Here is a 26,047-nt window from a genome sequence, read left to right as displayed (position 1 = left end):
GTCATAGAGGCCTAGGGACGATTCACCGCTCCTCCCTGCCCGAGTCCACGAAGTAGTAGAATTCATTGAGCTCTCTCTGCGTCCTATCCAGAACCGAGCCCTTCTTATTGAACCTAGGCCTTCCCGTGCTGGAGTCCCGCCTAAACGTCATGTCCTGCATCTTTAGGAATTGATTCATAGCGGTTCTGAGATCTGACGGCGGCTCCGCGGTTCCGCTGGTGCCTGGCTCCCCATGGAACACCAGGGCCGCGGTGCTGATCCTATCCAGCATCGTTATGTCGTGCTCCACAACGAACGCCAAGGCCTCCTTCTCCGTTATGGTCTTCACCAACACATGCGCGACCCGCATCCTCTGCTCCACGTCCAAGTACGCCATCGGCTCGTCGAACACATAAACATCAGCACCACGAAGCAAAGCAGCAGCAATAGCAACCCTCTGCAACTCACCACCACTCAACTCAGAAAGCAACCTATCCATCAATGGGATCAACGTGAACCCGTTTGCTAGGTCAGGCCAGTGTATATTGGATTGATACTCCGGCCCGGCAACGCTGGCAATGTAATTGCCGACCGTCATGTCGCCCAACTTCATTGCTATGTCACTAACGTACTGCGGCTTATAACTCATCACAACGCTTCCGTAGGGCACTATTATACCCTCATCCGGCTCCAATGCGCCGGCCAGCATCTTCGCGAAAGTGCTCTTCCCAATTCCATTAGGGCCTATAATCCCTATCACCTCTCCTCTAAATGCCTTGCCCGGCATGATCGTCAACTCGAACGATCCCACCCTCTTCCTCAACTGAGTCCACTCCAGCAAAAGCTTGTCCTCCCGGGCATTGCGGGAGGGGGGATTCATATTAAACCTGACAGGCTCCTTCCTGATCAGCATGTTCTCATCCACTAAGTACCCCTTCAGATACTCGTTTATGCCCTCCTTAACGCCCTTAACATGGGATGATATGCCGTATGCCCCTGGCTTTCCATATAGTATCACCACCAAGTCGGACAGGTAATCCATTATGGCCAAATCATGATCTATCACCAAGATGTACTTGCCCTCCTCCGCCAGCTCCCTTATGGCGTTGGCCACCCTGAACCGCTCTATTATGTCCAAGTGAGTCGTCGGCTCGTCGAACACATAAACATCAGCACCACGAAGCAAAGCAGCAGCAATAGCAACCCTCTGCAACTCACCACCACTCAACTCAGAAAGCAACCTATCACCCAAGTGAGATAGATTCAGCTTCTCCATGACCTCACCCACGGCCTTCTCGTCCCCCTTCACCTTGTAGAGAACATCCTTGACCCTACCCTTAACATACATGGGAATGGCCTCTATATACTGAGTCTTGTGAACCACCCTCAAATCCTTCGAGTATAGCCTCTCCATGTATGTCTGCATCTCGGTGCCCTTGAAGTATTGAATCACTGCTGATTCGCTGGAGTTGTTGGAGCACAGGTTCGGCTTTACCTCGCCGCTCAATATCTTGGCTATCGTGGTCTTGCCCAACGCGTTTTGACCTATTATTCCAATCACCTTGCCGGGCTTCAATATGGGAAGCCTGAAGAGCTTGAAGCCGCTGGGACCGTATTGATGAATGCACTCCCCCTCCAGCTCGGCTGGAGTGTTGATTATGGTTATGGCATCGAAGGGGCATTTCTTAATGCATATACCGCATGCAGTGCATAGATCGGTTATCACCGGCTTCTTGATCTCCTCGTCAAAATAAATGGCCCTTTTCCCCGTCCTCACCAACGGACAAAAGCGTATGCACTCTTGGGTACACTTCTTGGGCTGGCACCTATCATTATCCACTACTGCTATCCTGCTCATTTTGAATCGCCGAGGCGGCTCTCCTTAAATATTATTACGCATACTCCACCAACTGCCTCTAAGAAAATGGGCATTAATCCTCGGACTCTCCGCCGCGCTCATCCTCGTATAGATTCTCCAACAATTGTTTTTGATAGTCCTCTATCATTTCCTTCTCCTCCTCCGACAAGTTATCCTTCTCCTCCTCCACCACAGCTATCTTCCTGTGTTTGTCCTCGCCTATCTCCTTTGTCTGAACGTAGGATGACTTGGCCTTCGCGTCCACCTCCTCTTCATAGCCGCACTTGGGGCACCTAAGCACTTGCCTTCCATTTTTACCCTTGGCAGGCACCATCAAGGTACCACATTTAGGACAAAATCTCATTGCATTAGGTTCCTCATTCCCCTTTAAAACCTTTCCTCATACAAGGTCTCAGCCAGGTATAAAACGCAGAAACGCTAGCCTCGGGATTAGGAAATCGATTACAATAACCGTCGCCGCCGAAAACGCGTTGACTAGATTCCCCGTTGTTATTTTCAAGGCTGGCGGTTCGTCCATAAATGGATCACCTATTGATGACTGCACGCGATGCATCGCTGATGGGAAACCAGCGAGAGCTATGATTTGCCTTTAAAATGAGAAGGATTAAAATTCCTCCTCCCACTCGGACTCGAATTCCTCCTCCCACTCCTCCTCTTCATCCCACTCTTCCTCCATTGATAGATGGGGCATGCTGTCCACCATACCCTTCCACTCCAGCGGCATTTTAAAAGCATTGCTACCACATCGCCTAATTAACTTAGCACGCGCGGCAAGCCAGCTTCAAGCCCGCGGAGGAACCGCTAGCTTGGAATTATTTTGCCTATCTTGCTGAGCGCATCGCGCAAGCCAGCGGTATCTATTTTCCTGTCTTTATTGAATGAAATGGGGCTGACCACCACTGAGCCCCGGCGATACAGCCAGTAGGCATCGCTATCGGGATCCAATTCATCAAATTCATGCCCCCATCTCCAGAATATCGGGGACCCGCGGGGATCAACCGTCTTGACCAGCTCCTCCTTAAATAATCGCCTGCTCATTGCATCGGTCACCACGACCTCGCCGTTCCATTTAATGGGGTCAGGAGCATTTATGCTCAACACGTCTATTCCAGAAAACCAGCCCTTGGCCTCTATCATTCCCATTATGGTCGACGCTATGGAAATGGCAAGCTTGAAATACTCCACGGGAATGCCGGAGTTGGTGAACTTCTTATCCTGTGGAACTACCATGGATACGGCGATTCCGGGTAATCCCATTAGCGATGCTTGGATCGCCGCGCCTATGGTTCCACTTATGAAAAGGGATTCCAAGCCGACGTTCTCGCCCAAGTTCACGCCGCTCACCACGGCGTCGGGCTGGAACATCTTAACCCCTATGAACACTGCATCGGCCGGCGTTCCATCTATCGCATAAACGCCGTCTATGGGATACCCCAATTCCCTGTGAATCAAACGGAGCGGCTTGTCGTAGGTGCGCGCAGATCCAATGCTGCTCCTCTGAACCTCTGGGGCGATTACGTGTATTTCGTGCCCATCCTCGTGGAGCTCCATTGCCAACGCACGCAGGCCGGGGGAGTCTATTCCATCATCATTTGTCAAGAGCAATCTCATACCGCGAAGGATTTATCGATGTTCATTCATCTATTTAAGCGTTTTGGATATTAATTGGACGCGTCGTTACCCGCCCATCGCATTATGATCGCGTAAATTGTAGACTGCGTAAATGCTGTGCACGTATACGTCAATCACTGCCACGTGGTTTTACCATTCCTATCCTAAACGATTATTATATATTTAGATCAAGAGGGGTATGAATTCATGAGGTGGTCAATTCCCAAACTCGCGCTGATGCTTGTGATAGCGCTGGGCATCACGGCATCGGCGCTTCACGCCTCCACAACTACCATTAACAGCACCCTGGCGGCCCAGAATCAACCAGTCACGGTTCAATTGCCATACTATGCCGAGCTCACCTACACCGATATAATAAACCAGACCAGCTCCATATCGCTTCAGCCCAGCCAATCCAGCACAGTGCAGGCGCCCCTATCCCCCGGGCCAGGTTACTCACTGAAGTACTTGGAGATATACTTCCCAACCCCCACCCCGGCATTGACCGTGAGCGGGGCTGGCGTCTTGGTGTCCCAGAACCAATATGGCATGATAACGTCGGCGTACACCACGAATTCCAGCTTGGTGATAGTAAACAATGGCCAGTCCACCGTGAATGCCACCATAGTGATAAGCGCGACGTTCGTTAAGGAGGAATACATACCGCTCACTCCCCAAACATCCACCATCAACATAACGGCGCCGGACTACACGTTCCAATACGTCACTGATCAAGTGGTTCAACTAACCATAGACAACAATGCCCCCTTCGAGCTGGTCAATGCATATCTGCCCAATGGAACCTCGCTCTCCCAGCTAGTGGATAATTGGTATCAAAACGTGACTTACTTCAAAATAGAGGAGAAGGCACTTCAATTGGACATGGCCAAGCTGCCGCCGGGCACGTACTCCGTGGGCATAGCGTATGGATCTCAATACCAGATGCCGTCTGCCATGCTTGTGAAGGGAACTCAGTTCTTCAACTCCACGGTTTCCCCGCACAGCAGCTTAGTTGTGTCCTCATCTAGCTTCGGCGTGCCGGCTGGATGGAATTTGCTCGGCTATGTGGCGGTCGTATACACAGTGGAGCCCTTAGTGGTTGGCGAGAACCCGGTGAAGTTCCAAGTAATAGCGAATAGAGTGATGCCGGTTTACACGCTGTATAACCTGATAAGCGTGGCTGGAATAACCTATATACTTCCACCGTTCATAAAGTTCGCACCGATAATCGGCATATATGTCATCTACGACAACGTGTTTAAGGTACAGAACCCAACGTCCTCGCCGTTGACCGTGACGTATATGCCCATACTCTATAAGCAAGTGGGACAGTGGCAAAACGGAAACCTGGTGGCGACCGTGCTTCCAAGCGATATAAGCAATGGACTGTGGACCTCGCTGGTGGTGCAGTTGCCCGAGGTCGCATCCATAGAGAAAATAGTGACTCCCAGCGGCGTCTCCTATGGAGGGTACACCGACTCGGAGCTGCCGTGGGGATCCGTGGATAGATTGGTGTCCATATCCCCCACCCGCCACGAGGCCTACATAGCGGTTAGCACCCTCGGAGTAAGCGAGCCGGGCCAGTATGAGGTGTATGTGAATTGGTCTCCCCTCCAGGTGCAGCTGCTCAACACTAACGGCAACCCCGTGGGCGGCGCCACAGTCACTGCCACGCAGGATGGGGTGAATTACGGACCAATAACCGTGAACTCCAATGGAATCGCCTACATACCCATAAAGTCGCCCGACCCAGTTCAATTCACGGTGTCGTATAGGGGTGCACCCGTTTACATAGGATACGTAAACACATTAACCAACCAACCCATAACTCTACAACTGGGCGTGTATAACGTCACAGTGGTGGTGGAGGGACAGTTCCACCAAGCCCTGAGCAACGTGAACGTCACCCTATACAGGATAGGGTATGGACCGACATACAGCTCCATAACCAACGGCGCGGGGACAAGCAACGTGAATGGAGTGCTCGCTGGCACCTATCAAGTAACCGCCCAGCTTCGCTATGCCAAGTACACCAAGGTGTTGCCCATAACGAATCAAGGCAAGCCGATAATAATAAACACGGATATATTGACCGTGCTGGATGGAATGCCGATAACCACGGGCGAGGCGTTGCTAACCGCGTTGGGATTCGGGGGAGCCGGCATGTTGCTGTATGCCTTCACCAAGGGAAGAAAGAGTAAGGGCGGCGAGGGTGCAGAAATAGAAAATATATAATCGATTATAAAATCGCTTGCCGTTATTTTCTTAAAATAATCCTCAATTCTTTCATGGCATCTATTAATTTCTCTGTTTCCGGGGTCATTATCTTCAATTTATTATGTATATTCATGAGAGATTCATACTTCTTATCTAGAAACCTGACCTCCGTTTCAAGCCTCTTCTCGCTCATCCTATCAAATCTATTCTTGATAGCATCTATGTGCCTATAGGTCTCCCTATCCAATTTAATCAACCTGTCCCTAATCATTGTCCTCAGCCTCGCGAGCTGCTCCTCGGATAAATCGATCAAAGCAAAGGATAGCTCCACATTGCCTTCCCCGCTTACCTTTGATATGACCTTCTCCTTCAACGACAGCAATGCCCTCTCCACGCTCTCCCTGCTCCTCCAGGTAATGATGACTCCATCGGTTATCTGCAAAGCATTGCCCTCTCCCAATTTACCGATCAAATAATAGGCGGCTTCTTCGTAATTAGTATCGATCAACAACATCAACATGACGATCATTACGACTCCCCGCTATTTAAATGATGCCCCCAAAGCGATCCGGGCCTTCAGTACAACTGACCTCCCCCTGCCCTAAAGGAGCTGGGCTTGCCTTGGGGCGATCATTGATTCGCCTTATACGGATTGCCCACAAGCTTCTCCAAGACGACCTCTGCCATTCTTATCAATGAGTTGAACATGACTGGTAAAGGCAGTGATGGAGATGCCACGCCTCGTTTTGATATGTATTCCGAGTGGTAGGGGAAATGCATGAACCCCGCCACCTTTGGCGTGCCCTCCACGGTGGCTACGTGTAGGCCAATGTACATGACGTAATTGCACAGATACGTGCCTGCATGATACGACTCGCGGGCTGGGATGCCGGCGCCCCTTAATGCATCAATTAAGGGCTTCACGGGAAGCGTGGAGAAGTACGCGGCTGGGCCATCCTTGATGATTGGTTCATCATCCATATCATTGCCATCATTATCCCTCCCACGCGCTATGTTGAGGGCTACCTTCTCCACGGCTACGCCCGTGCTTCCCGGTGCCAGTCCCAGTCCCACATAGACGTCGGGCTTGATGCTGTGCAGCAAGTCCATCAGCAATGACTTGGCCTTAGCATACGACACGGGAAGGACGCGACCCACTATCTCTGCTCCATTTATGACCCGACCATCTATGCCATTGGCCATTATGCTTGTCGGATTCTCATCATCTCCCCCAAACGGCTCGAAGCCCGTTACCAATATCTTGACCAATGCCGGACCACTTACTTGGCCTTTTATCGGTGGATATTAAGGATTATCCTTACTCATCCCATTACTCCAGCTGTTGCTCTTGCCATAAAGGAAAGAAATGAATTAAGGAATTTTCTACCATTCATTGAAGGAGAAATCATTGAACTTCTATTTCAAATCCATTCTTACCATTCTTCTTAGTTAATTCTATTGTTAAGACACCATTCCTATACGTGGCCTTAGCCTTGCTTGCATCCACATTGGCAGGAAGCTTGACCTCCTTATAGTACCTCCTATCGCTTCCCTCCGCCGACACTATTAATTTATCACCATCGACCCTTATCTTTATCTTTTCCTTATCTATGCCCGGCATATCCATAACTACCTTTATTTTATCCCCATCATCGAACACGTCAGTTAATGGTTCTATGTCCTCGCTCACGACAGGAGAGCCCCGCTCACTCCAAGGCTTAACGTTGCCGAATTCTCTGACTATGGGCTTGCCGTCAGGCCCCATTGTTATCTCGAATCCATAATAGTACATGTTAGGCCTCTTGGAGCCCCGTTGCTGCCTCTCGGCTTGCCTGAATAATTCATCCATTTCCTTCTCTATCTCAGTTTCAAAGCTATCCATGAATTTCTTCAGCCTATTCCACCATCTATCGAAATCGTCGAACTCGGACATAATTTCTAGACAGCAATGGATCCTTTTAACTCTTACGGGTTATCGGTGCTCCGCCTCATCGAGAACATAGATTCTATCCCCTAAAAGGCTTTGGATCCAGTTGCAAATAAGTTTTTAAATTCCCGTTAAAGCATGGCAGGCATGAAGGCATTGATGCTCCTTATAATCGCATTAACAATAGCCGGAGTCGCGCTGGGGGCCCAGGGATGGACCGCCAGGCAGGTATACATCAAATCGGTCACCATCCATGCGCTGGCGGTGACCAGCAATAACAGCGGGGCGGTCATAAACATAACCGTGACGGCGATAACCCCCGGAACAGGCAATATATACGTCGCAACGTCTCCCCTGCCCATAGGGGAGGGGGGTTCATTCATTGCGTCGAGCCAGATGGCTGCCATAATGGCGGCCTCGATGGCTGATATACCCTTCACCAAGTACGACTTCCTGGTCAATTCATCCTCGAATACATTGGAGATAGGAGGGCCATCGGCTAGCGGTTACATGACCGTCGGCATATTCTCCCTCCTCGACAATAGGACTCTTAATTCCTCGGTCACCATGACTGGAATGATAATGCCTGATGGAACTATAGGTCCCGTCGGCGGCATCCCGGACAAGATAAGGGCGGCGGCAAGCATGGGGTATAAGGTAGTGCTCGTGCCGTATGGCCAGCAAATATATACGTCGCCTACGTCAGCGCCGGTTAACTTAATATCGCTGGGAAAGGAACTGGGAGTAACGGTCATTCCCGTAAGCACGGTCTACCAAGCCGCCCATTACCTGACCGGCATAAGCCTGCCTCCTAACCAAACGTTGACGCTGCCTCCCTACTACATCAGCATGACTAAGTATCTATACGAGACGCTGCTATTCAATAAGAGCATAATACCTACGGGAACCCTGGAGACGGCTGAGTACTACGCAAACCAGGATAATTACTACACCGCCGCTAGCCTGATCTATAGCAGCTTGATAAACTATTATCAATCCAGCTTCTCGTCCCTTACATCCTCCCAGATAAGAAGCGAGGCCAAATCCATAAACTCAACAATCAACAACTACCTGGCCCTGCTAAACAAAACCTCGGTGACCAGCGTCAACATAGACGTCATGGTCGGGATGTACGATAGGATATACCAAGCCCAGCAGCTGCTCAATCAAACCATGTCCGACCTAAACGCAGGCAGCGTTGGAGAGGCGGCGGCCAATCTATCGGCGGCGTACGTGAGGGTGGCAACCCTTAAGTATTGGTACGAATTATTAAAGGGGATCAGCGGGGGGTATCCAATACCTAATCAATTGCTGTACAAGATATCCCAGGACTACCTATCGTATGCGCAGTCCACGGTAACATACCTATACTCCTTGACGCAAGCCGAGGGGATATCGGCATTATTCGCCGGCGAGATAAATCAATTGCTGAATGAGGTGAGCAATGCCCAGACCTACTTCGGCGAGGGCAATTACTTGATGGCATTGAGCAACAGCTTGGACGTCATATCGGAAACCAGCACCATGCTTCACCTCATATTCATGTCGTCCCAGTCCGCATCGTATGAAACGGGCCTGCTCTCAACCGTGAGGCAGCTCGCCCTTTACTCCGCCAGTAAGCTGGAGCAATGCAATGCAACTCCTCTGCTGCCTCTTTCCTATATACAATACGGCGATTATTGGTATGGCCAGTACAACTCCACCGCCACGAATTCCACGGGAGGCGCCTCGAGTTACTTCAGCACCGCTCTGAACCTATACGAGATGTCGTCGGCATACTCCAACGTAGTTCTTCAGCTCATAAAAACAGTGGCTGCTTGCAACGTGACTTACACCATATCTGTACCCGCTATAAACGAGACCTTGAGCACGTCTGCGCCCAGCATACCGCCAACCTCAACTCAATCTACAATATACACCACAATAAATCCACTTACATTCACTGTGGGGATGCTAATGGTGCTCGCCGCGTTGGCCATAATAATCAAGTTCAGCAAATAGGCCATTCATCATAATCATTTTTCACTGCCTTCAAACGCATTAGATATTATACTCTCAAGTAAAATCCAGAGACTCTACTCCTTTATGAGGTAAGTTTATAAGCTATGCCGCAAGCAATGCTTGCAATGGATGTAGGGGTGGGGCTTGGCGATCGAGTGAGGGTCGTGCTCATCGTGATTCCAATCACTGGGTTGCTCATGGTATCGTCTCTATTCGTTGAAGGGCTTTCTCGATTGCTATTATTGTCATTGGGCGTGGCCGTCATCTATCCATTGATCATGATCTCCAAATCCGTGGGGCGGAGGAGGTGGGGGGAAATTGTTGGATCGTTTGGAAACTGCGTGCTATATGATAATGGTATATACATAAACATCGCTAAGGGATTGGATCTCTTCATTGAATGGAGAGATATATCCAGGTGGGAGGCGATGAAGGATGGGGGCTCCCTCATAGTCACTACCGACGGAACCGAAATCGAGACCCCCCTACCGTATGGGGAGCTAGAGAAGAGGCTGCCCAAGAACGCATGAATGTCGTAGATTACCCATTATGCCGCGGGTTAAACGCTTATAAGTCAATGAATTATCCAGGTGATTTGTGATGAAAGCTGGTATTTCGGAGATCGTGAAGAGTGATACCAAGGCTGAATATTCGCCTTACAATATCTTGCGGGAAGGCTTATAAACTCGCATGCAATCTAGCAATGAGCCCTCCATGGGTAGATAATCGCAATGCGCGGGGCCGTCACGGCGACGGGCGGCCTCAGGAAACTCCCCCTACTCGCATGGGTCCCTCGGGGCGACCCGACGGGTAAAGCCGGAAGGGGACGTTGGTCCAAATAGGGGCCTGTGAGGAACCATGCGACGAGGCCCGGGTAGGACCTTAGACCAATGCCACAGAAGGGGGGTTATGATTATCTACTCATGGAGGGCGGCCAAAATCCTTTAAATAATGCCGGAATGATTAATACATGGGCAGGAAAACGCTTGCCGCCGTCCTGCACGAGTACAACAAACCATTATCGCTGGAATACATAGATCTCGAGCCTGGGCCAGGCGAGGCAATAATTAATGTCAAGGCCAGCGGAGTGTGCGGTCGCGACATAGTGATATGGAGGGGAGGATTCAAGCTTAATCCACCCCTAGTCTTGGGGCATGAGGTGTTTGGCGAATTGAACGACAAGCCCGTTGGGGTCTACGGCGCAGTGACTTGCGGGAAGTGCGATTATTGCAGGACGGGCAGGGAGAATCTATGCAATGAATTGACATTCCTGGGCGAGGGAAGGCTTGGGGGATACGCGGAGGCAGTGGCAGTGCCTACGCGCAACATCTTCGAGCTGCCCGATGAGCAATTCGAAAAATACGCGGCTGCAACGTGCCCCCTAGCCACTTCAATACACGCTGCTCGATTGGCGGATCCCCGGGGCCGGAAGGTAATGGTGACCGGGGCTGGCGGAAGCGTTGGGATGCACATGATCCAGTACCTGAAGACCTTAGGAGCCAAGGTGATTGCCGTCACGTCTAGCGGGAAGAAGCCCAAGGTAGAGAAATACGCGGATGAGGTGGTGTTGGAGGGACAGCGGTATCCAGGTAAGGTAGATATAGTATACGACAACGTGGGCGCACCTACCATAAATGAGGGACTCCGCAGCCTGGATAAGGAGGGGACTTTGGTTTTAATAGGCAACGTGGAGGGCCAGGAAATAGTCCTAAAGCGGCCCGCGTTGACCATAATGAGGGAGCAACGCATAGTAGGATCCGCAGCCTACACCTCCGCTGAAGTTAGGGAGGCAGTCAAGCTGATCCACGATGGGGCCATCAACACCGAGTTTATCCCGTATAAGTTGAAGGACGTGAACAAGGCCATCGATGACGTTATTAATAGAAGGGTGCTCGGCAAAGCCGTTCTAATTCCTTAGGCCTCGGCCTTAGCCTCGGCCTTTACCTGCTCCTCTATCTTCTTCTTTGTCTCCTCGAAATTCTCAACTACGTCGCCGGGATTCAATCCATTCCTAAAGTAATCCGAGAACCTGCTTTTCAGCTTCTCCTCGTCGCTTGCCATGCTGGATGCGTAATCCGCTATGTGCTTCCCGCTTATCCTATCCTCGCTTGGAAATGAATCCTCGCTTTGGGGAATCTCCATGCCGGCATCTATCGCGCCCTTAGCGGCGGCGAATACCCTGGCCCCAGCCATCGGCACGTGGAGACCTATGTCCAGCACCGCATTCTCCAATCCCCTCGACAACGCTCGCTTCCCCAATAGAAATCCCGTTAAATAGGCGGCGGGTAGGTTCTTCAATCCACCTTTCCATCCAAACTTCCTTAAATCCTTGCTGGTGGCGGACACCAACGTAACGTCCCCCTCTGGCCTTGCTTGGATTATCTGAGTTATTATATATCTGTTGGTCCTCCTCACGACCAGCCTATTCTTGCCGCTTATAACCATCACTGCCCTCTTCTTGTAATTGGTCTTGCCCTCCCTTCTCCTCCTGAACTTAACCTTATACATACCTCCATTAGCCACTCCGGATCACCTGCCTCCCTCTATTATATGGTTCTGAATCATATATGCACGAAGGCTGGACAGCGACTCGAAGTAGCCTCCCTTAACCATAAGATAAAGCCTACGCCAGGTCTTGGAATCTATGGTGCCTTTATGCTTCAAGTAATTCAGAAATCTTCTCATGTTCCTAACCCTATTAATCCACTGTCTCCTTTCATTCATCCTGGCCGACTTAGGGCCCCTCCGCTTGCCTTGCCCCCTCCTTCTTCCATTCCTCTTCTTTTCATGCAGAAGCCTCCAGCGTCCCCTGCTATTTCCTCTCTTGGGCTCCACCGTTACCACTCCCTCCTTCAATAAGGACCTAGCATCGGATCTAGTGGCAACCTCGGCCAGCCTATCAGCGGCCTCGGGCGATACCTTTATGCGCGACGATGCCTCTCCCAATGCCCTGCTTATCAATTTCTTGGCTTGCGAAACCATTGCGGGCGCATCTTATATTTGCTCATTTTAAATTTTGTGCTCATCTTTCTTCTCCACCACCTCCAACAAGACGCCGCCCAATCCCTTTGGGTTTATGAAGGCCACCCTGGATCCTTCTGCTCCCTTGCTGGAGACGGGTAAGAACTCCAACCCAATGCTGGAAGCCACCTTCCTGAACTCATCCAGATCATCCACCAAGATAGCCAGATGATGAACGCCCTCGCGTCTCTCCAGGAACCTGGCCACGGTACTGTCCTCGCCTAACGGAATCAACACCTCCACCCTGGAGTTAGATAGCCCCAGCATCACTACCTTGACTCCCTGCTCCTCAACCACCTCCTCCCCTATCTTCCTCATTCCCAACGCCGTCAGCTTCCCTATCAATGACTCGGCGTCCCTAGCGGCCACTGCCACGTGGTCCAGCCGCGGACCCCTTAGCCCCATCACCCTAGCCGCGGCCTCCCTGGGCCTTAATGAGCCTTTCCTCACCTCGCGCAGTTCGATGCTCTTCTCTATCAATTCATCGAGCAATGCTTGGGCGTGTAATCGCATCATCAATTCAAGCCTGTTGCTCAATATGTTTACCAATAATCCATTGCTCTCCAAGTAATTGTGATGTTCTTCTATGGCCTTCATTAACTCGGGCACTCCTTGGCCGTACAGGGGAGATACCTTAAGGGACTTGGGGCCCCATGCCCTTGGAGCAACCATCCGCAACATTGCCTCTATATCCAGAAGCACCTTATCCGACTCCGGAGAGTCGCCCTTGCTGGCCACGTAGATGTCCCCGATCTCCATCAATCCCATCTTCAATGCTTGTATCTCGTCCCCGGCCAAGGGAGGCAATAGAACCACCACGGTGTCAACTATCTTCCTAACATCCGTATCTACCTGCCCCGCGCCCACCGTTTCTAGGAATATGTAGTCGGCACCCACGTACTCCAATAAATTCACGGTGGAGATGGCTTCGTACGAAAGGCCGCCCCTGCTTCCATGAGTGGCCAGGCTCCTTATGAATATGTTAGGACGATCGGAGAGGTCCTGCATTCTTATCCTATTGCCCATAAATGACCCGCCGCTGAAGGGGCTCGTGGGATCTATTGTTAGGGCGGCCAACTTTAAATCGCGGGGCAGCATCTTCATCATGGCATATATCAACGTGCTTTTGCCGGCGCCAGGAGGACCCGTTATCCCCACCACCCTGCTCCTCCTGACAGGCTCGTAATCCAATTCCTTACCGTCCTCTATTAGGGATATTAACTTGGATATGGCTTGCTTATCCCACTTCATTGCGGCCTCCATCAAACCCTCCTCACCGCCGCAAGCGACCTTACCTTATCCACTATAATCGATAATGGAGTGCCGGGGCCGAATACCTCGGCCACCCCCATTTGCTTAAGCGATTCCTCATCCTCTGGAGGTATTATGCCTCCCACCATGACGGGGATATCGATGCCTCTCCTCCTCATCTCATCCATCAACTCCTTCACAAGCTCTAAATGGGAGCCTGAGAGAATGCTGATGCCCACCACGTCTGCATCTTCCTGCACTGCAGTTTCAACCACTTGGCGAGGCGTCTGCCTCATGCCTGTGTAAACCACATCCATGCCTGCCTCCGCCAACGCCCTGGCTATTACCTTGGCTCCCCTATCATGGCCATCCAATCCCAGCTTAGCTACTATCACCTTTATCCTACGCATATGCGTGAAAAAATATTATTCAGATTTTTAAATTCTTATTGCGATGCTCCAATAATGGGCCGTGCCTTGGCATTGATGGGAGAGGGGGGAGACAAGATAAAGGCCAGGCTGGAGTTCAGAAATATAGTGGGGAAGGACTTGCCAATTAAGGAATTAATGGCGGTGACGAAGAGGGAGGGGACGGGCATTAAGATAATTGAAAATAAGGGCTACGAGGCGTGGATAGAAGCCAAAGGCAGCGACTTGACCAAGGTATTGCCGCGGCTCATACTGACCAGGAGGGCATTCGATGAAAAAGGAAGGGAGATATACAGGAGGCGGCGATTCTTGTTCAATGACCCCAAGGCTCCCCACCTAGACGTTGAGATCGCTATGTTGATGGTGAATCTGGCCGGGTTGGGCCGCGGCGATCGCGCGCTGGATCCATTCTCCGGCTTCAACACGATAGGCATGGTAGGCAAGGTCCTTGGAATAGATGTGATCTCCATGGATATATCCAACGAGACTCAAGCCGAGATCAGGGGGGATGCCACAATAATGCCGTTTCGAGGAAGGGCATTCGATGCGGTGGTGACGGATCCACCGTTTAATAGAATTCACACAGTTAACTCCAGGCTAGATAATATTTATTATTCATTGATAAGAGAGGCGGAGGAGGCGATTAAGCCCGGCGGGCGGGTCGTACTGATATATCCCTCCTACCTAAGCGAGTACGTGGAGGACGCCATAATGGAAAGCAATATGAACATTCATGCATTTGGGGCTCAATACATGAACGATGCATTCAGCAGATTCATCGTAACGCTGGTCCTAGCATGATGGGGGGCCTCATTACCTCCCACGGAAAGGCTTGGGCTATGCCGGCTTGTACGACTATTGAGATTTATATTGATTGCTCCCGAAAATGCTGAAGGTAAGTTTAAATAATTCCTAGATATGGCTTACGCATGAACATGAGCGAGAATTCTGTTACATTAAGGATTGCCGAGGCAAGGAGCAGGGATGTTGGTCGGGGCATTGTGAGAATGGCCAATAAATATATGAGAGCCCTCGAGCTGGAGCCTGGAGATTATATAGAGATAACCGCTAACAAGCGTACCGTCTATGCCCAAGTATGGCCGGCATACAGCGATGACGATGATAAAGACATTATAAGAATGGATGGATTGCTGAGACAGAACCTGGGCCTCAGCATCGGTGATGCCGTGAAGGTCAAGAAGGCGAACCTAAAGCCGGCCCAGAAGATAATGATGGCACCCGTGGGCGAGGCAATAAGGATAGACTCTGATTACCTGAAGAGGGCATACCTACTGGGTAGGGCGGTATGGAAGGGAGCCGCATTCGAGGTTCCATACTACACGGGCGCGCTTAGATTCATGGTAACACAGGTAACGCCGGGGCCAGCTGCCTACGTGGGAGTGGATACCGAGGTGACGGTCAGGGAGGAACCCGTGAAGGAGGCAGAGATATCCGTCTCGAGAGTGACTTGGGAGGATATTGGGGATTTGGAGGAGGCGAAGCAGAAGATAAGGGAGCTGGTTGAGCTTCCCCTCAGGCACCCGGAGCTCTTCAAGTACCTCGGAATAGACCCACCCAAGGGAATACTCCTAGTCGGCCCACCAGGCACCGGAAAAACCCTCCTAGCCAAAGCAGTGGCCACGGAGTCCAATGCATACTTCGCCTCAATTAATGGACCTGAAATAATGAATAAGTACTACGGGGAGTCCGAGGCGAGGCTGAGGGATATCTTCGATGAGGCTAAGAAGAATTCCCCAGCCATCATATTCATTGATGAGATAGACAGCATAGCGCCTAAGAGGGAGGAGGTGACGGGGGAGGTGGAGCGCCGCGTCGTGGCTCAGCTTCTCACGTTGATGGATGGGTTGCAGGAGAGGGGGCAGGTGGTGGTAATCGGCGCCACGAATAGGCCCGACGCGGTCGACCCAGCGCTTAGGAGGCCCGGGAGATTCGATAGGGAGATAACCATTGGAATGCCGGATAAGAGCGCCCGCAAGGAGATATTGCAGGTCCACACCCGCAACGTGCCGCTCTGCGGCGAGGATGATGTAAAGAACAATGTGTGCGATAAGTCCGATCTGGTCAGCTTGGATGAATTGGCGGAGATGACGCATGGGTACACTGGAGCCGACATAGCCGCGCTGGTGAAGGAGGCAGCAATGGCTAGGTTGAGGAAGGCCATTGACCAGAAGATAATAGACTTGGAGCAGCCGGAGATACCTCAAGGCATATTGGAGAAGATAAGGATAAGCAAGCAAGATTTCTTGGATGGAATGAAATACGTACAACCAACTGTTCTACGCGAGATAATAGTGGAGATGCCGGAGGTGAAGTGGGATGATATAGGGGGATATGATAAGGTGAAGCAGGAATTGAAGGAGACCGTGGAGTGGCCTATAAAGTATAGGTCCTACTTCGACGAGTTGGGAATAGACCCACCCCGCGGCATTCTTCTCTTTGGCCCGCCGGGGACTGGGAAGACTTTGCTGGCGAAGGCGGTGGCGACGGAGTCGGGGAGCAACTTCATATCCGTGAGGGGGCCGGAGGTGCTGAGCAAGTGGTTCGGGGAGAGCGAGAAGGCCATAAGGGAGATATTCAAGAAGGCCAGAATGGCGGCGCCGGCCGTGGTGTTCTTCGACGAGATAGACAGCATAGCCCCGGCCAGGGGATTGAGGGTGGATTCCGGGGCCACTGATAGGATAGTGAATCAAATACTGGCTGAGATGGATGGAATTGTGCCGCTCAAGAACGTGGTGGTCATCGGCGCCACGAATAGGCCGGACATGATGGATCCAGCCCTCCTGAGGCCGGGCAGGTTCGATAGGATAGTCTACATACCCCCGCCCGACAAGGAGGCCAGGCTGGCCATACTGAAGGTGCACACGAGGAAGCTAAAGATGGGAAGCGACGTGGATCTAGCCAAAATAGCGGAGAAGACGGAGTACTACACTGGGGCTGACATAGCCGCGCTGGTGAAGGAGGCGGCGATGCTGGCGTTAAGGGAGGCCATAAACAACAAGGAGCCGCATGCGAGGGAGGTAACCATGAAGCATTTCGAGGAGGCCCTTACCAGGGTGCAGCCATCCCTGACCAGCGAGATAGTGAAGCATTATGAGGATATGGCCAAGACCCTGCGCCGGGCGCTGCGCGGCAGTTAATCCCGCATATTCCATCCATTTAACCGTAGAATTATGCGTAATTTCACTTTTTCATTAACGTAAAGATTAAAAATTGCCAAGGATGCCGCTTCGCTGAGGGGGCCGTAGTCTAGCTTGGAAAAAGGATACCGGCCTGGGGCACAAGCCCCGTGGAGCGTTGGCTCCAAGCGATCCAGAGCGTCGGTGATCCCGGGTTCAAATCCCGGCGGCCCCACTATTAATTGATTCTTTCCTGATCGCTCAAGGCCTACTTCATTTTCTATATACTAAGGTCTCGCCAGCCCCTTCCCTATCCTACGAAGCGGAGATCCCCCCTAAGGCTCTCATGATCCCTTAATGGACTATATTTCACGATGTACAACACGAGGAATGATAAGGGCTTCTTAATAGTTGAAACAATAATGCCAACCCCTTCTTGAGCGGTGCCCTTCCTAAGTATTGAGAGGAACAGCTGGCCCCCGCTCCCAGAGATTGACCGAGGTAGGACGTAGAAATGTTGCGTTCCACATTTTAAACTCTCCCTATCTTGAAAGGCAAGGCCTATTGCCTGTCCTATTAATCAGACCGAACCCTTCTTCTAAGCCCTAGGCATTGTAATCAATCGTTGAGCAAAGCCTTGATGTATTAGCATTGGGATCTTCTCTTCCTAATTTGCGTGTCCAATTTTTGGTAACGATTATGTCGAATACACAATGGGTTTAGGCCACGTATAAACCCTCTTGCGAGCATGGGGTTCTATGATTTTATAGAGCATTAGTTTATTAGAGAGATGCAATAATGTAAGTTAACTTAAGTTCTGGCGGTGTACTTAAGGTGATTGGGGGGATGGGCGTAGTTAGAGGGAATTTAAAACTAGGCCTGGCTGGACCTGATTTTTGCTACATGTTTCCAGTTCAAAACATTTATAAACGTGGGAGGCGATGTCCTTTCCATCTAGAGCAAAAATGAGCGGGAGAACATCTATTCTTCCTCGCAAGAGGGAAAAGCAAACGCTTAGCTTAAATGAAGTATTGTTGATGAGGCAGCCGAGCCCGGCGATGGGTGATTCCTTTGACGTTTAGATCTGACATTCAAGAGAAGATATTGAAGATACTGCCGGAGGAGAGCAATGTAACCAAGGTGGAGTTCGAGGGGCCAAGCGTAGTAATATACGTGGCTAATCCTAAGTACATAATGGAGAACAGCGACTTCATAAAATCGCTGGCAAAGGAATTGAAGAAACACATCATAATAAGGGGGGATCCCCGCATCAGATCCCCTAAGCAGAACGTGGAGAAGATGATAAGGACGGCCGTGGCCGAGGCGGGTAATGAGGTTGATAGCATATACTTTGATGAGCAGGCCGGCGAGGTTTACATATACCTAAAGAGGCCCACCAGGGATAGGAGGCTCGAGAAATCCATATTGGCCGAGACGGGGTGGAAACCATGGATAATAGCCACGGCCTTCGAGATGAGCAAGGGATTGCCCCACGATGAAATAGATGTGGTGAACCAGCTGCAAGTGAGGATGGCAAAGGAACGGCAGGATTTCCTGAAGAACCTGGGATATAGGATACATAGGATGCCCATATATAGCTATGACAATGAATACGTGAGGATAACGTGCTTGGGTGCATGCCAGGAGGTTGGGAGGAGCGCAATATACATGGAGACTAAGGAAAGCAATATAATAATGGATATGGGAGCCAAGCCCACCACATCCACCTTGGACGAGGCTCCAGCGCTGGAGCTCGTGGACATAGATAAGCTGGACGCCGTCATAATATCCCACGCGCATCTGGACCACGTTGGCTTCCTGCCGTACCTGTTCAAATATGGATATAAGGGGCCCGTATACATGACCGAGCCAACCAAGTACTTAATGGAGGTGCTGCTCACAGATTACGTGGAAACAGCGGCAGAGAGAGGCAGCGCGCCGTACTCAATGCAGGATATAGTGACTGCCTTATACCACACGATTTCCATAGACTATGATGAGGTCACCGACGTTGCGCCCGATATAAAGTTGACCCTATACGATGCTGGGCACGAGATAGGCAGCGCTATATCTCACTTGCATATAGGAAATGGATTATATAACGTAATATACACCGGCGATTTCAAGTATGGACCGTCCAGGCTATTGAACCCGGCCCACAACAAGTTCAAGAGAGCTGAGCTGTTAATAATGGAGAGCACCTATGGCGGGAAAAACGACGTGCAGCTGCCGAGGCAGGAGAGCGAGGCTCAATTAATAGATATATTGAATAACACGTTGCAAAGAGGCGGAAAGGCATTGATACCGGTGTTCAGCACTGGGCGGGCCCAGGAGATACTGCTAGTGCTAAATGAGGCGATAAACAGCGGCAGATTGCCGAAGGTGCCCATATATGTCGATGGAATGGTGCTGGAGACATTGAATATCCATATGATGTTCCCGGATTACTTAAATAGAAATATAAGGGACTTGATATATGACGGCGTGAACCCCTTCCTCTCGGAGTACGTGAAGCCGGTGGAGCGCGCCCGCATGCCCGAGAAGAGACAGGAGCAAGTAATGGATATAGTTCAGGGATTACCGTCAATAATACTGGCTCCCCACGGCATGCTGAACGGAGGACCCGCGCTGGATTACTTCGTTCACATGGCTGACGACCCGAAGAACTCGCTGATATTCGTCTCATACCAGGGAGAGGGAACCCTGGGGAGGCGATTGAAAATGGGGGATAGAAAAGTACAAGTCAAGTATTACAACGATGAATTGACGCTGGACGTCAAGATGCAAGTGTTCGATACGCCCGGGTTCTCCGGCCACAGCGATAGGAAGCAATTGATGCGATACGTGGGAACCATGGATCCAAAGCCTCAGAAGGCGATAATACTCCATGGAGAGCCCAGCAAAATGATGAATCTCATGCTGAGCCTGGAGCTGACGTATAGATTGGACTCCATAGTCCTAGGCCAGCTGGAGAGCGTCAGAGTAGTCTGAGTTGAGGAAATGCCATCTAAACGGGATTTTCCCCGCGATGTTAAATTTAAAAGCGGAGAATCATAACAAGAAGCGTGAAGCTTCATCTATTCCAAGCCAAGAGCAAGCTCGGGGATGTGGATCACAACCTATCCAGGCTAGTAAGCTACATAAAGGCCAATTGCGGAAGTGGGGACATAGTTATCACGCCCGAGCTTTATTTGCCTGGATACATGTCTCGCGATCTACACTTCAATATAGCGGAGCCCATCAATGGGAAAACCATTAAGGAGATAGAGAAGGCGACGGCCGAGACCGGGTGCACTGTGGTGACGGGAATCGGCGAGAGAGATAATGCGACCGATGCCCTCTATAATACTGCTGTGGCGATAGGGCCCACGGGATTGATTGCCAAGTACAGGAAAAGGCACTTGCCTAGTTATGGCGTATTCGATGAGGCAAGGTACTTTGGAGCGGGGGAGGACGAACCTCCAGTGTTCGAGGTCGGCGGGGCTAAGATGGGGCTGGCGATTTGCTATGATGCATTCTACCCCGAGATATCGAGAAGCTTAACTCTTAGGGGCGCGAAGGTACATATATACATAAGCGCTGCCCCCGATATGAGCAGGAAGTACTTCGAAACATTCACGATGGCCAGAGCAATGGAAAATGTCGTCTACGTCGTCTACGTCAATACGGTGGGGCAATACGATGGGTTGGGCTTCTTCGGGGGAAGCCACGTGGTGGATCCATTGGGTGAGGTATTGGTAAGGGCTAAGTATTACGAAGAGGATGTAAAAACCATAGAGATAGATCCCTCGTTGGTGACTCGATATAGAGCCATAAGGCCAATACTCAAGGATTACAGACGCAGTGACTTGAATTATCTCGAGGGCGAGCATTAATGAAGGACAATAGAGACATGCTAATCCACGAAATGGATGCGGCAACCAAGGAAGTAGATAGGTATGAACTTTTAATAAATGAATGTAAACGGGACCTCGAGGTAATCAATGATATAATGATAAAGCTAACAGGAGAGATCTATGAATGCAGAAAACAATGACGAGACCTCATTGAGGTTGGAGTTGCTGCGACTAATGTCCAAAAAAGCCTCGCTTCACGAGGAATACGTGGAGTTATTCGAGGAGACGCGACGCTCATTGCTAAGGCTCGTTGCCCTTAAGAGCGAGTACGAGATGGCATGCAAGATAGCGGGCAAGGAACCGAGTCATGACTACGATGAGGTAGTGGAATCATTAGTTCACAAATACTTGATAAGAAAGGAGAAGTAACTGCGAATCCCAACTTCCTAATTGAAATATTAAATACGATTGTCGAGCCCGTTTCCAGTCCTTTCATTAACTAGCAGGGAGTCGAGTTGAACCGCTCAGTAAGGAGGCTTCTAGAATGGAAAGGAGGCGCGAATCATGAGGGGACCGCCGAGGGAAAAGTTTAATAGGCCTTAGGAAAAAGGGAGTACTCGGAGTTAGCTGCCCACCCGATCCCGTGAGGTCCCGGTCGGGCCGAGTTGCCCGGGGAAGGTTCAAATCCCGGCGGCCCCACCATCCTAATTTTATTAAGAACTTCACTTCCCAAATCGAAAGCTAGTGAAGCAATTAGAAAAAGCTCGCTCCTAGGCTTGGAGCCGTTAGTTGGACTGAGTGGATCAGCATTTATAAATCCCGCTGCGAGGGATTGCCCATGGTGCTTTATGCCAAGGATATAATGAAAAGATATACTCGACAGGTGGATGGCAACATTACTGCGCTGGAGGGAGCTAAAATAATGGCGGCGGATCACGTGGGTTTCTTGATAATTCAACAGGAGGGAAAGCCGATTGGAATGGTAACTGAGTGGGACTACGTTAGCAAGATAATTGCAAAGGGATTGGATCCCGGCAAGGTATTGCTTAAGGATATAATGAGCAGCCCCATAACGTACATAGACCCAAATACGCCCACGGATCAAGTGGCCACTTTAATGGCCCAGAAGGGGATAAGGAGACTGCCCGTAATAGATAAGGGAGAGCTGGTCGGGGTAGTGACTTCTCGAGACATACTTAGAATATTTAGGGAATACGTGGATAAAATAACCACGTTGATAGCTAGCTTTTCATCGACGGTGTAAGGAGGGTTGAATAGATAGCCTTGGGCCTGGAGTTAATGCCATAAGCTTTAAAAATGTCAATTAACAAATGAAATATAGACCATGAGGTGCTGCAAAGATAAAAGGGGAGGTTCCATCACAATGAGGTGGATCTAATTGCGCGGCGGCAGCACTCTGCTTGTGACTAGCCTGGGTTCGTTTCTATCGGTAATCAACTCCACATCATTGTTGATAGCTCTTCCATCGATGATGGTGGATCTACACATGAACTTCTTCACAGTGATATGGGTACTCACCGCTTACTCGGTTGCGCTGGCAGTACTCTCTCCCATACTGGGCAAGTATTCCGACATGGCTGGACGAAGGGCGGTGTACAGGATCGGCTACTTGATTTTCCTGGTGGGCTCCATCATGGCTGGACTAAGTCCGAGCGCCTCCATAATATTGGTGGCTAGGATACTTCAGGGGGTGGGTGCTGCTTGTCTCTTCTCCAACAGCTTGGCAATAATAACCGATGCGTTCAGGGGAACCGAGTTGCAAAGGGCGATGGGAGTTAATGCCGCCGTGGTGGGATTTGGAACCGCTATAGGACCCATAGTGGGCGGGGCATTGACCCAAATAACTTGGAGACTCATATTCTTGGCGAACGCCCCAATAGCTGCCTTGGGATACGCATTATCCGGAAGTGGGGTGGCCGAGGAACCGAGGGCCAAGGTCAGCATCGAGATGGATTGGGCTGGATCGGCGGCGTTTTCAGCATTGGTGACCATTTTGATAGTGTATCTCACGTTGTCGCCCATAATTGGATGGACAGGAACGACTCTTGCCATGCCCATAGCCGCGCTCGTGCTTCTGGCGGCATTCATTTACGTGGAGAGGAGGGCCGAGAACCCCATAATAAATCCATCCATTTTTAGGAACAGGAAGTTCTCGTTCACAATAACGTCTACTCTCCTCAACTCAATAACTAGGTATTCGTTGATACTGCTCCTCGCGCTATACCTACAGGGGCCCGCTGGGTATTCACCGCTGGAGGCCGGCGTGTTGATGACGCCATACGCGGTGGCTATGGGGCTCTCCAGCTTCTTTGCACCGAATCTGGTTAGGCGCGTGAACAGCGAGGCGTTGGAGGTGATTGGGCTATTCCTGATAGTTGCATCGGCGTTTGCGTTGGCCATGTCTCCCATTCCTTATGTTTACGCTGCAATAGCCATGTCAATAGGAGGGGCCGGAATGGGGCTTTTCTATACTCCCAACAATACGGCCATAATGTTATCGGTGGAGCCGATGCAGAGGGGAGTAGCGGCTGGGTTCAGGACCTTGATGCTTAACTTGGGATCGGCAGTGGGAACTGCCTTGACGTTTGCCGTGCTTGCCACTGAGGAACCAATGCAATTAATAGGAAATGTGTTCCTGGGATTGTCCACCTCGTTGGGATACAGGGATAAAATTCTTTTCACTAGGGGAATAGATATCGTATACGTGATAATCGGGGCCATGTCCTTGCTCACTGCCCTTCTCATAATAATGGAGAGCAAGAGACATAAATGAGCCGCCCCGCGTTAAAGTGGAGTTCGAAGCCGATCCATCATACATCTCAGTCCATGTGAGTATCCTCATCAATCGGTTTGTTGATCCTTCATCACGCAACATTTATTAGACTTACATGCTTAAAAGCAATGCGTGTGCGGCATAATAGGCATTTGCTCCCTCAACGGATTGGGAGAGCCGCTGGGTAGGGCATTGAAGAGAAGCTTAACTAAGCTGGAATATAGAGGCTATGACTCGGTCGGAGTCGCCGTTATAGGCAAGGGGGAGTTAATCGTTAGAAAGGGAAAAGGAAAGATAGGAGAGGTGGACGCACGGGTTAAGTTCAGCGAAATCGATGGATTGATAGGAATAGGCCACACCCGCTGGGCCACCCATGGCAAGCCCAGCGATGATAATGCACATCCCCACATTGACTGCGGTGGACGCGTGGCAGTCGTGCACAACGGCATAATATCCAACTACAGAGAGCTACGGGCAATGTTGGAGGGAAGAGGACATGTATTTAGGAGCGAGACGGATACGGAGGTAATAGCCCACTTGATAGAGGAGCACTTGAAGGAGGGAGCAAATGCATTCGATGCTTTCAGGAAAACCATTTCTGAGCTAAAAGGCGCATATGCATTGGTGGCGGTGGTGAGGGATGAGCCAGATAAAATGTTCTTCGTGAGGAACATATCGCCGCTGGTCATAGGGATAGGATCCGGGACTAACTTCATAGCCAGCGATATACCGGCTTTCCTGGAATACACCAATACAGTGGTTGTATTGAATGATGGCGAGTACGGCTACGTATCTCCCTCATCCATTTACATAGAGAGGAACGGCAAGCCTGTCAACGTGGAGGAGAGGATACGGCACGTGACTTGGAGCCCCGAAATGGCCAGCAAGGAAGGCTATTCCCACTTCATGCTAAAGGAGATCCACGAGCAACCCATGGCCCTCAGGAATACCTTGGCCGGCATAGAGAGGGATGAAGTTACGAAAATAGGAGCGGAATTGGCGGACGCCAGGCACATATTCATAACCGCCAGCGGCACATCATTACATGCTGGATTGATAGGCGATTACTTATTAACCACGGTTGCCGGCGCCGATGTCCATACATTCACATCATCGGAGTATCGTAAATACATGAAGACGGCGGGGGAGGGGGATGTTGCCATAGTGGTTTCTCAATCGGGCGAGACAATAGACGCATTACTAGCCCTCCGCGCATTGAAAAGCGCTGGAGTCAAGGTGATAGCCATATCCAACGTGATGGACAGCGCAATACCGAGGGAGAGCCATTTAGCCATATACACCAGGACCGGGCCCGAGATAGGGGTGGCGGCCACAAAGACCTTCACAGCTCAATTGATGGTATTAACTATATTGGCCATGAGCGCTGCGGCGGCGAGGGGTTACGTAAATGACGATGAGGCGGCGTATTTCATGAATGAAATGGAGCAAGTGCCGGATGTAGTACAAGCAACCCTCGCCAACAACGAGGCCAAGATAAAGAGGGTGGCGGCCTCGATATCCAGGGCGAGCAGCATGTATTACCTGGGGCGAGGATTGGGATTGCCCATTTCAATGGAAGGCGCGTTGAAAATGAAGGAGGTTGCATACATACATGCAGAGGCCTACCCTGCCGGGGAGAGCAAGCACGGACCAATAGCCCTCGTGGAGAAGTCGTTTCCGGTGCTCTTCACAATATTCAACGATGAATACGGCGAGGCCATGGAGGGGAACATAATGGAAATGAAGGCACGCGATGCATATGCCATTGGAGTTATCCCCAAATCCCTGGAGGAAAGGCTGGACAAGGTGCTGGACATAGCCATCCCGATAGGGGTAGAGGAGCCAGCCATAGCTACTATAGCGTATTCAGTGCCAATGCAATTGCTGGCTTACTACACGGCCGTTGCGAGGGGATTGGATCCCGATAAGCCGAGGAATTTGGCGAAAACAGTCACGGTTGAGTGAA

General features: G+C 50.7%; 23 protein-coding genes and 1 tRNA gene. 14 read left to right on the top strand and 10 right to left on the bottom strand.

What is annotated here, in order from left to right:
• Positions 1-22: 22 nt before the first annotated feature.
• The 3 genes from ACZ5ZS_RS07020 to surE form a co-directional block, all read right to left on the bottom strand.
• Positions 23-1,837, bottom strand: coding sequence for a ribosome biogenesis/translation initiation ATPase RLI (locus ACZ5ZS_RS07020; protein ID WP_188596869.1), 1,815 nt, complete (start codon positions 1,835-1,837; stop codon positions 23-25).
• A gap of 73 nt (positions 1,838-1,910) precedes the next feature.
• Entirely contained in the window at positions 1,911-2,201 is a 291-nt protein-coding gene (locus ACZ5ZS_RS07015; RefSeq protein ID WP_188596868.1) for a DNA-directed RNA polymerase, read from the bottom strand.
• A 458-nt stretch (positions 2,202-2,659) separates the two neighbouring features.
• Complete coding sequence (surE, locus tag ACZ5ZS_RS07010; protein ID WP_188596867.1) at positions 2,660-3,469, bottom strand: 5'/3'-nucleotidase SurE; 810 nt, start codon at positions 3,467-3,469, stop codon at positions 2,660-2,662.
• Between the two features lie 207 nt (positions 3,470-3,676).
• Here surE and ACZ5ZS_RS07005 point away from each other — a divergent pair, with 207 nt between their 5' ends.
• On the top strand, positions 3,677-5,704 hold the full coding sequence (locus ACZ5ZS_RS07005) for a hypothetical protein (RefSeq protein ID WP_188596866.1): 2,028 nt from the start codon (positions 3,677-3,679) through the stop codon (positions 5,702-5,704).
• A gap of 22 nt (positions 5,705-5,726) precedes the next feature.
• Here the strand turns inward: ACZ5ZS_RS07005 and ACZ5ZS_RS07000 are convergent, their stop codons facing one another.
• From ACZ5ZS_RS07000 to hsp20, 3 genes are all read right to left on the bottom strand, one after another.
• Positions 5,727-6,215: a hypothetical protein gene (locus ACZ5ZS_RS07000; RefSeq protein ID WP_162508298.1), complete on the bottom strand. Its 489-nt coding sequence runs from the start codon at positions 6,213-6,215 to the stop codon at positions 5,727-5,729.
• Positions 6,216-6,316: 101 nt separating this feature from the next.
• Entirely contained in the window at positions 6,317-6,955 is a 639-nt protein-coding gene (locus tag ACZ5ZS_RS06995; RefSeq protein ID WP_188596865.1) for a pyroglutamyl-peptidase I, read from the bottom strand.
• A 136-nt stretch (positions 6,956-7,091) separates the two neighbouring features.
• Complete coding sequence (gene hsp20, locus ACZ5ZS_RS06990) at positions 7,092-7,619, bottom strand: archaeal heat shock protein Hsp20 (protein ID WP_188596864.1); 528 nt, start codon at positions 7,617-7,619, stop codon at positions 7,092-7,094.
• Positions 7,620-7,760: 141 nt separating this feature from the next.
• Here hsp20 and ACZ5ZS_RS06985 point away from each other — a divergent pair, with 141 nt between their 5' ends.
• The 3 genes from ACZ5ZS_RS06985 (at position 7,761) to ACZ5ZS_RS06975 (ending at position 11,532) form a co-directional block, all read left to right on the top strand.
• Entirely contained in the window at positions 7,761-9,614 is a 1,854-nt protein-coding gene (locus ACZ5ZS_RS06985; protein WP_188596863.1) for a S16 family serine protease, read from the top strand.
• 125 nt (positions 9,615-9,739) lie between these two features.
• On the top strand, positions 9,740-10,144 hold the full coding sequence (locus ACZ5ZS_RS06980; RefSeq protein WP_188596862.1) for a hypothetical protein: 405 nt from the start codon (positions 9,740-9,742) through the stop codon (positions 10,142-10,144).
• Between the two features lie 440 nt (positions 10,145-10,584).
• On the top strand, positions 10,585-11,532 hold the full coding sequence (locus ACZ5ZS_RS06975) for an alcohol dehydrogenase catalytic domain-containing protein (RefSeq protein ID WP_188596861.1): 948 nt from the start codon (positions 10,585-10,587) through the stop codon (positions 11,530-11,532).
• On the opposite strand, the gene ACZ5ZS_RS06970 is transcribed toward ACZ5ZS_RS06975, so the two are convergent.
• The 4 genes from ACZ5ZS_RS06970 to ACZ5ZS_RS06955 are packed head-to-tail and all read right to left on the bottom strand — an operon-like array spanning position 11,529 to position 14,296.
• Positions 11,529-12,137 carry a 50S ribosomal protein L18 gene (locus ACZ5ZS_RS06970; RefSeq protein ID WP_188596860.1) on the bottom strand — a complete coding sequence of 203 codons (609 nt, stop codon included), beginning with the start codon at positions 12,135-12,137 and terminating at the stop codon, positions 11,529-11,531. The two genes, ACZ5ZS_RS06975 and ACZ5ZS_RS06970, sit on opposite strands and share 4 nt — an antisense overlap.
• A gap of 6 nt (positions 12,138-12,143) precedes the next feature.
• Positions 12,144-12,596, bottom strand: coding sequence for a 50S ribosomal protein L19e (locus ACZ5ZS_RS06965; RefSeq protein WP_188596859.1), 453 nt, complete (start codon positions 12,594-12,596; stop codon positions 12,144-12,146).
• A gap of 27 nt (positions 12,597-12,623) precedes the next feature.
• Positions 12,624-13,898: a VOC family protein gene (locus ACZ5ZS_RS06960; RefSeq protein WP_188596858.1), complete on the bottom strand. Its 1,275-nt coding sequence runs from the start codon at positions 13,896-13,898 to the stop codon at positions 12,624-12,626.
• Positions 13,898-14,296 (bottom strand): cobalamin B12-binding domain-containing protein, encoded by a 399-nt coding sequence (locus ACZ5ZS_RS06955; RefSeq protein WP_188596857.1) that lies wholly within the window; start codon positions 14,294-14,296, stop codon positions 13,898-13,900. Before ACZ5ZS_RS06955 ends, ACZ5ZS_RS06960 begins: the two co-directional genes overlap by 1 nt.
• A 54-nt stretch (positions 14,297-14,350) precedes the next feature.
• On the opposite strand from ACZ5ZS_RS06955, the gene ACZ5ZS_RS06950 reads away from it, so the two are divergent.
• From ACZ5ZS_RS06950 to glmS, 10 genes are all read left to right on the top strand, one after another.
• On the top strand, positions 14,351-15,115 hold the full coding sequence (locus ACZ5ZS_RS06950) for a TRM11 family SAM-dependent methyltransferase (RefSeq protein ID WP_188596856.1): 765 nt from the start codon (positions 14,351-14,353) through the stop codon (positions 15,113-15,115).
• A 128-nt stretch (positions 15,116-15,243) separates the two neighbouring features.
• Entirely contained in the window at positions 15,244-17,472 is a 2,229-nt protein-coding gene (locus ACZ5ZS_RS06945; RefSeq protein ID WP_464858171.1) for a CDC48 family AAA ATPase, read from the top strand.
• A gap of 98 nt (positions 17,473-17,570) precedes the next feature.
• Positions 17,571-17,686: transfer RNA gene (locus tag ACZ5ZS_RS06940), tRNA-Pro, on the top strand.
• 827 nt (positions 17,687-18,513) lie between these two features.
• On the top strand, positions 18,514-20,442 hold the full coding sequence (locus ACZ5ZS_RS06935; RefSeq protein ID WP_306464051.1) for a beta-CASP ribonuclease aCPSF1: 1,929 nt from the start codon (positions 18,514-18,516) through the stop codon (positions 20,440-20,442).
• Positions 20,443-20,516: 74 nt separating this feature from the next.
• Positions 20,517-21,326 (top strand): carbon-nitrogen hydrolase family protein, encoded by an 810-nt coding sequence (locus ACZ5ZS_RS06930; RefSeq protein ID WP_188596854.1) that lies wholly within the window; start codon positions 20,517-20,519, stop codon positions 21,324-21,326.
• Positions 21,326-21,487: a hypothetical protein gene (locus tag ACZ5ZS_RS06925; RefSeq protein WP_188596853.1), complete on the top strand. Its 162-nt coding sequence runs from the start codon at positions 21,326-21,328 to the stop codon at positions 21,485-21,487. Before ACZ5ZS_RS06930 ends, ACZ5ZS_RS06925 begins: the two co-directional genes overlap by 1 nt.
• Positions 21,468-21,716 carry a hypothetical protein gene (locus ACZ5ZS_RS06920; RefSeq protein ID WP_075059127.1) on the top strand — a complete coding sequence of 83 codons (249 nt, stop codon included), beginning with the start codon at positions 21,468-21,470 and terminating at the stop codon, positions 21,714-21,716. The genes ACZ5ZS_RS06925 and ACZ5ZS_RS06920 overlap by 20 nt, the downstream gene beginning before the upstream one ends.
• Positions 21,717-22,125: 409 nt before the next feature.
• Positions 22,126-22,551, top strand: a complete 426-nt coding sequence (locus tag ACZ5ZS_RS06915; protein WP_188596852.1) for a CBS domain-containing protein — start codon at positions 22,126-22,128, stop codon at positions 22,549-22,551.
• A 135-nt stretch (positions 22,552-22,686) separates the two neighbouring features.
• Positions 22,687-24,081, top strand: coding sequence for an MFS transporter (locus tag ACZ5ZS_RS06910; protein ID WP_188596851.1), 1,395 nt, complete (start codon positions 22,687-22,689; stop codon positions 24,079-24,081).
• Positions 24,082-24,213: 132 nt separating this feature from the next.
• Complete coding sequence (glmS, locus tag ACZ5ZS_RS06905) at positions 24,214-26,046, top strand: glutamine--fructose-6-phosphate transaminase (isomerizing) (RefSeq protein WP_188596850.1); 1,833 nt, start codon at positions 24,214-24,216, stop codon at positions 26,044-26,046.
• The last annotated feature ends 1 nt before the right edge of the window (position 26,047 follow it).

This window comes from Thermocladium modestius, from assembly GCF_055398215.1.
The sequence above is the reverse complement of the archived record's forward strand: the minus strand, read 5'-3'. Positions and strand labels throughout refer to the sequence as shown.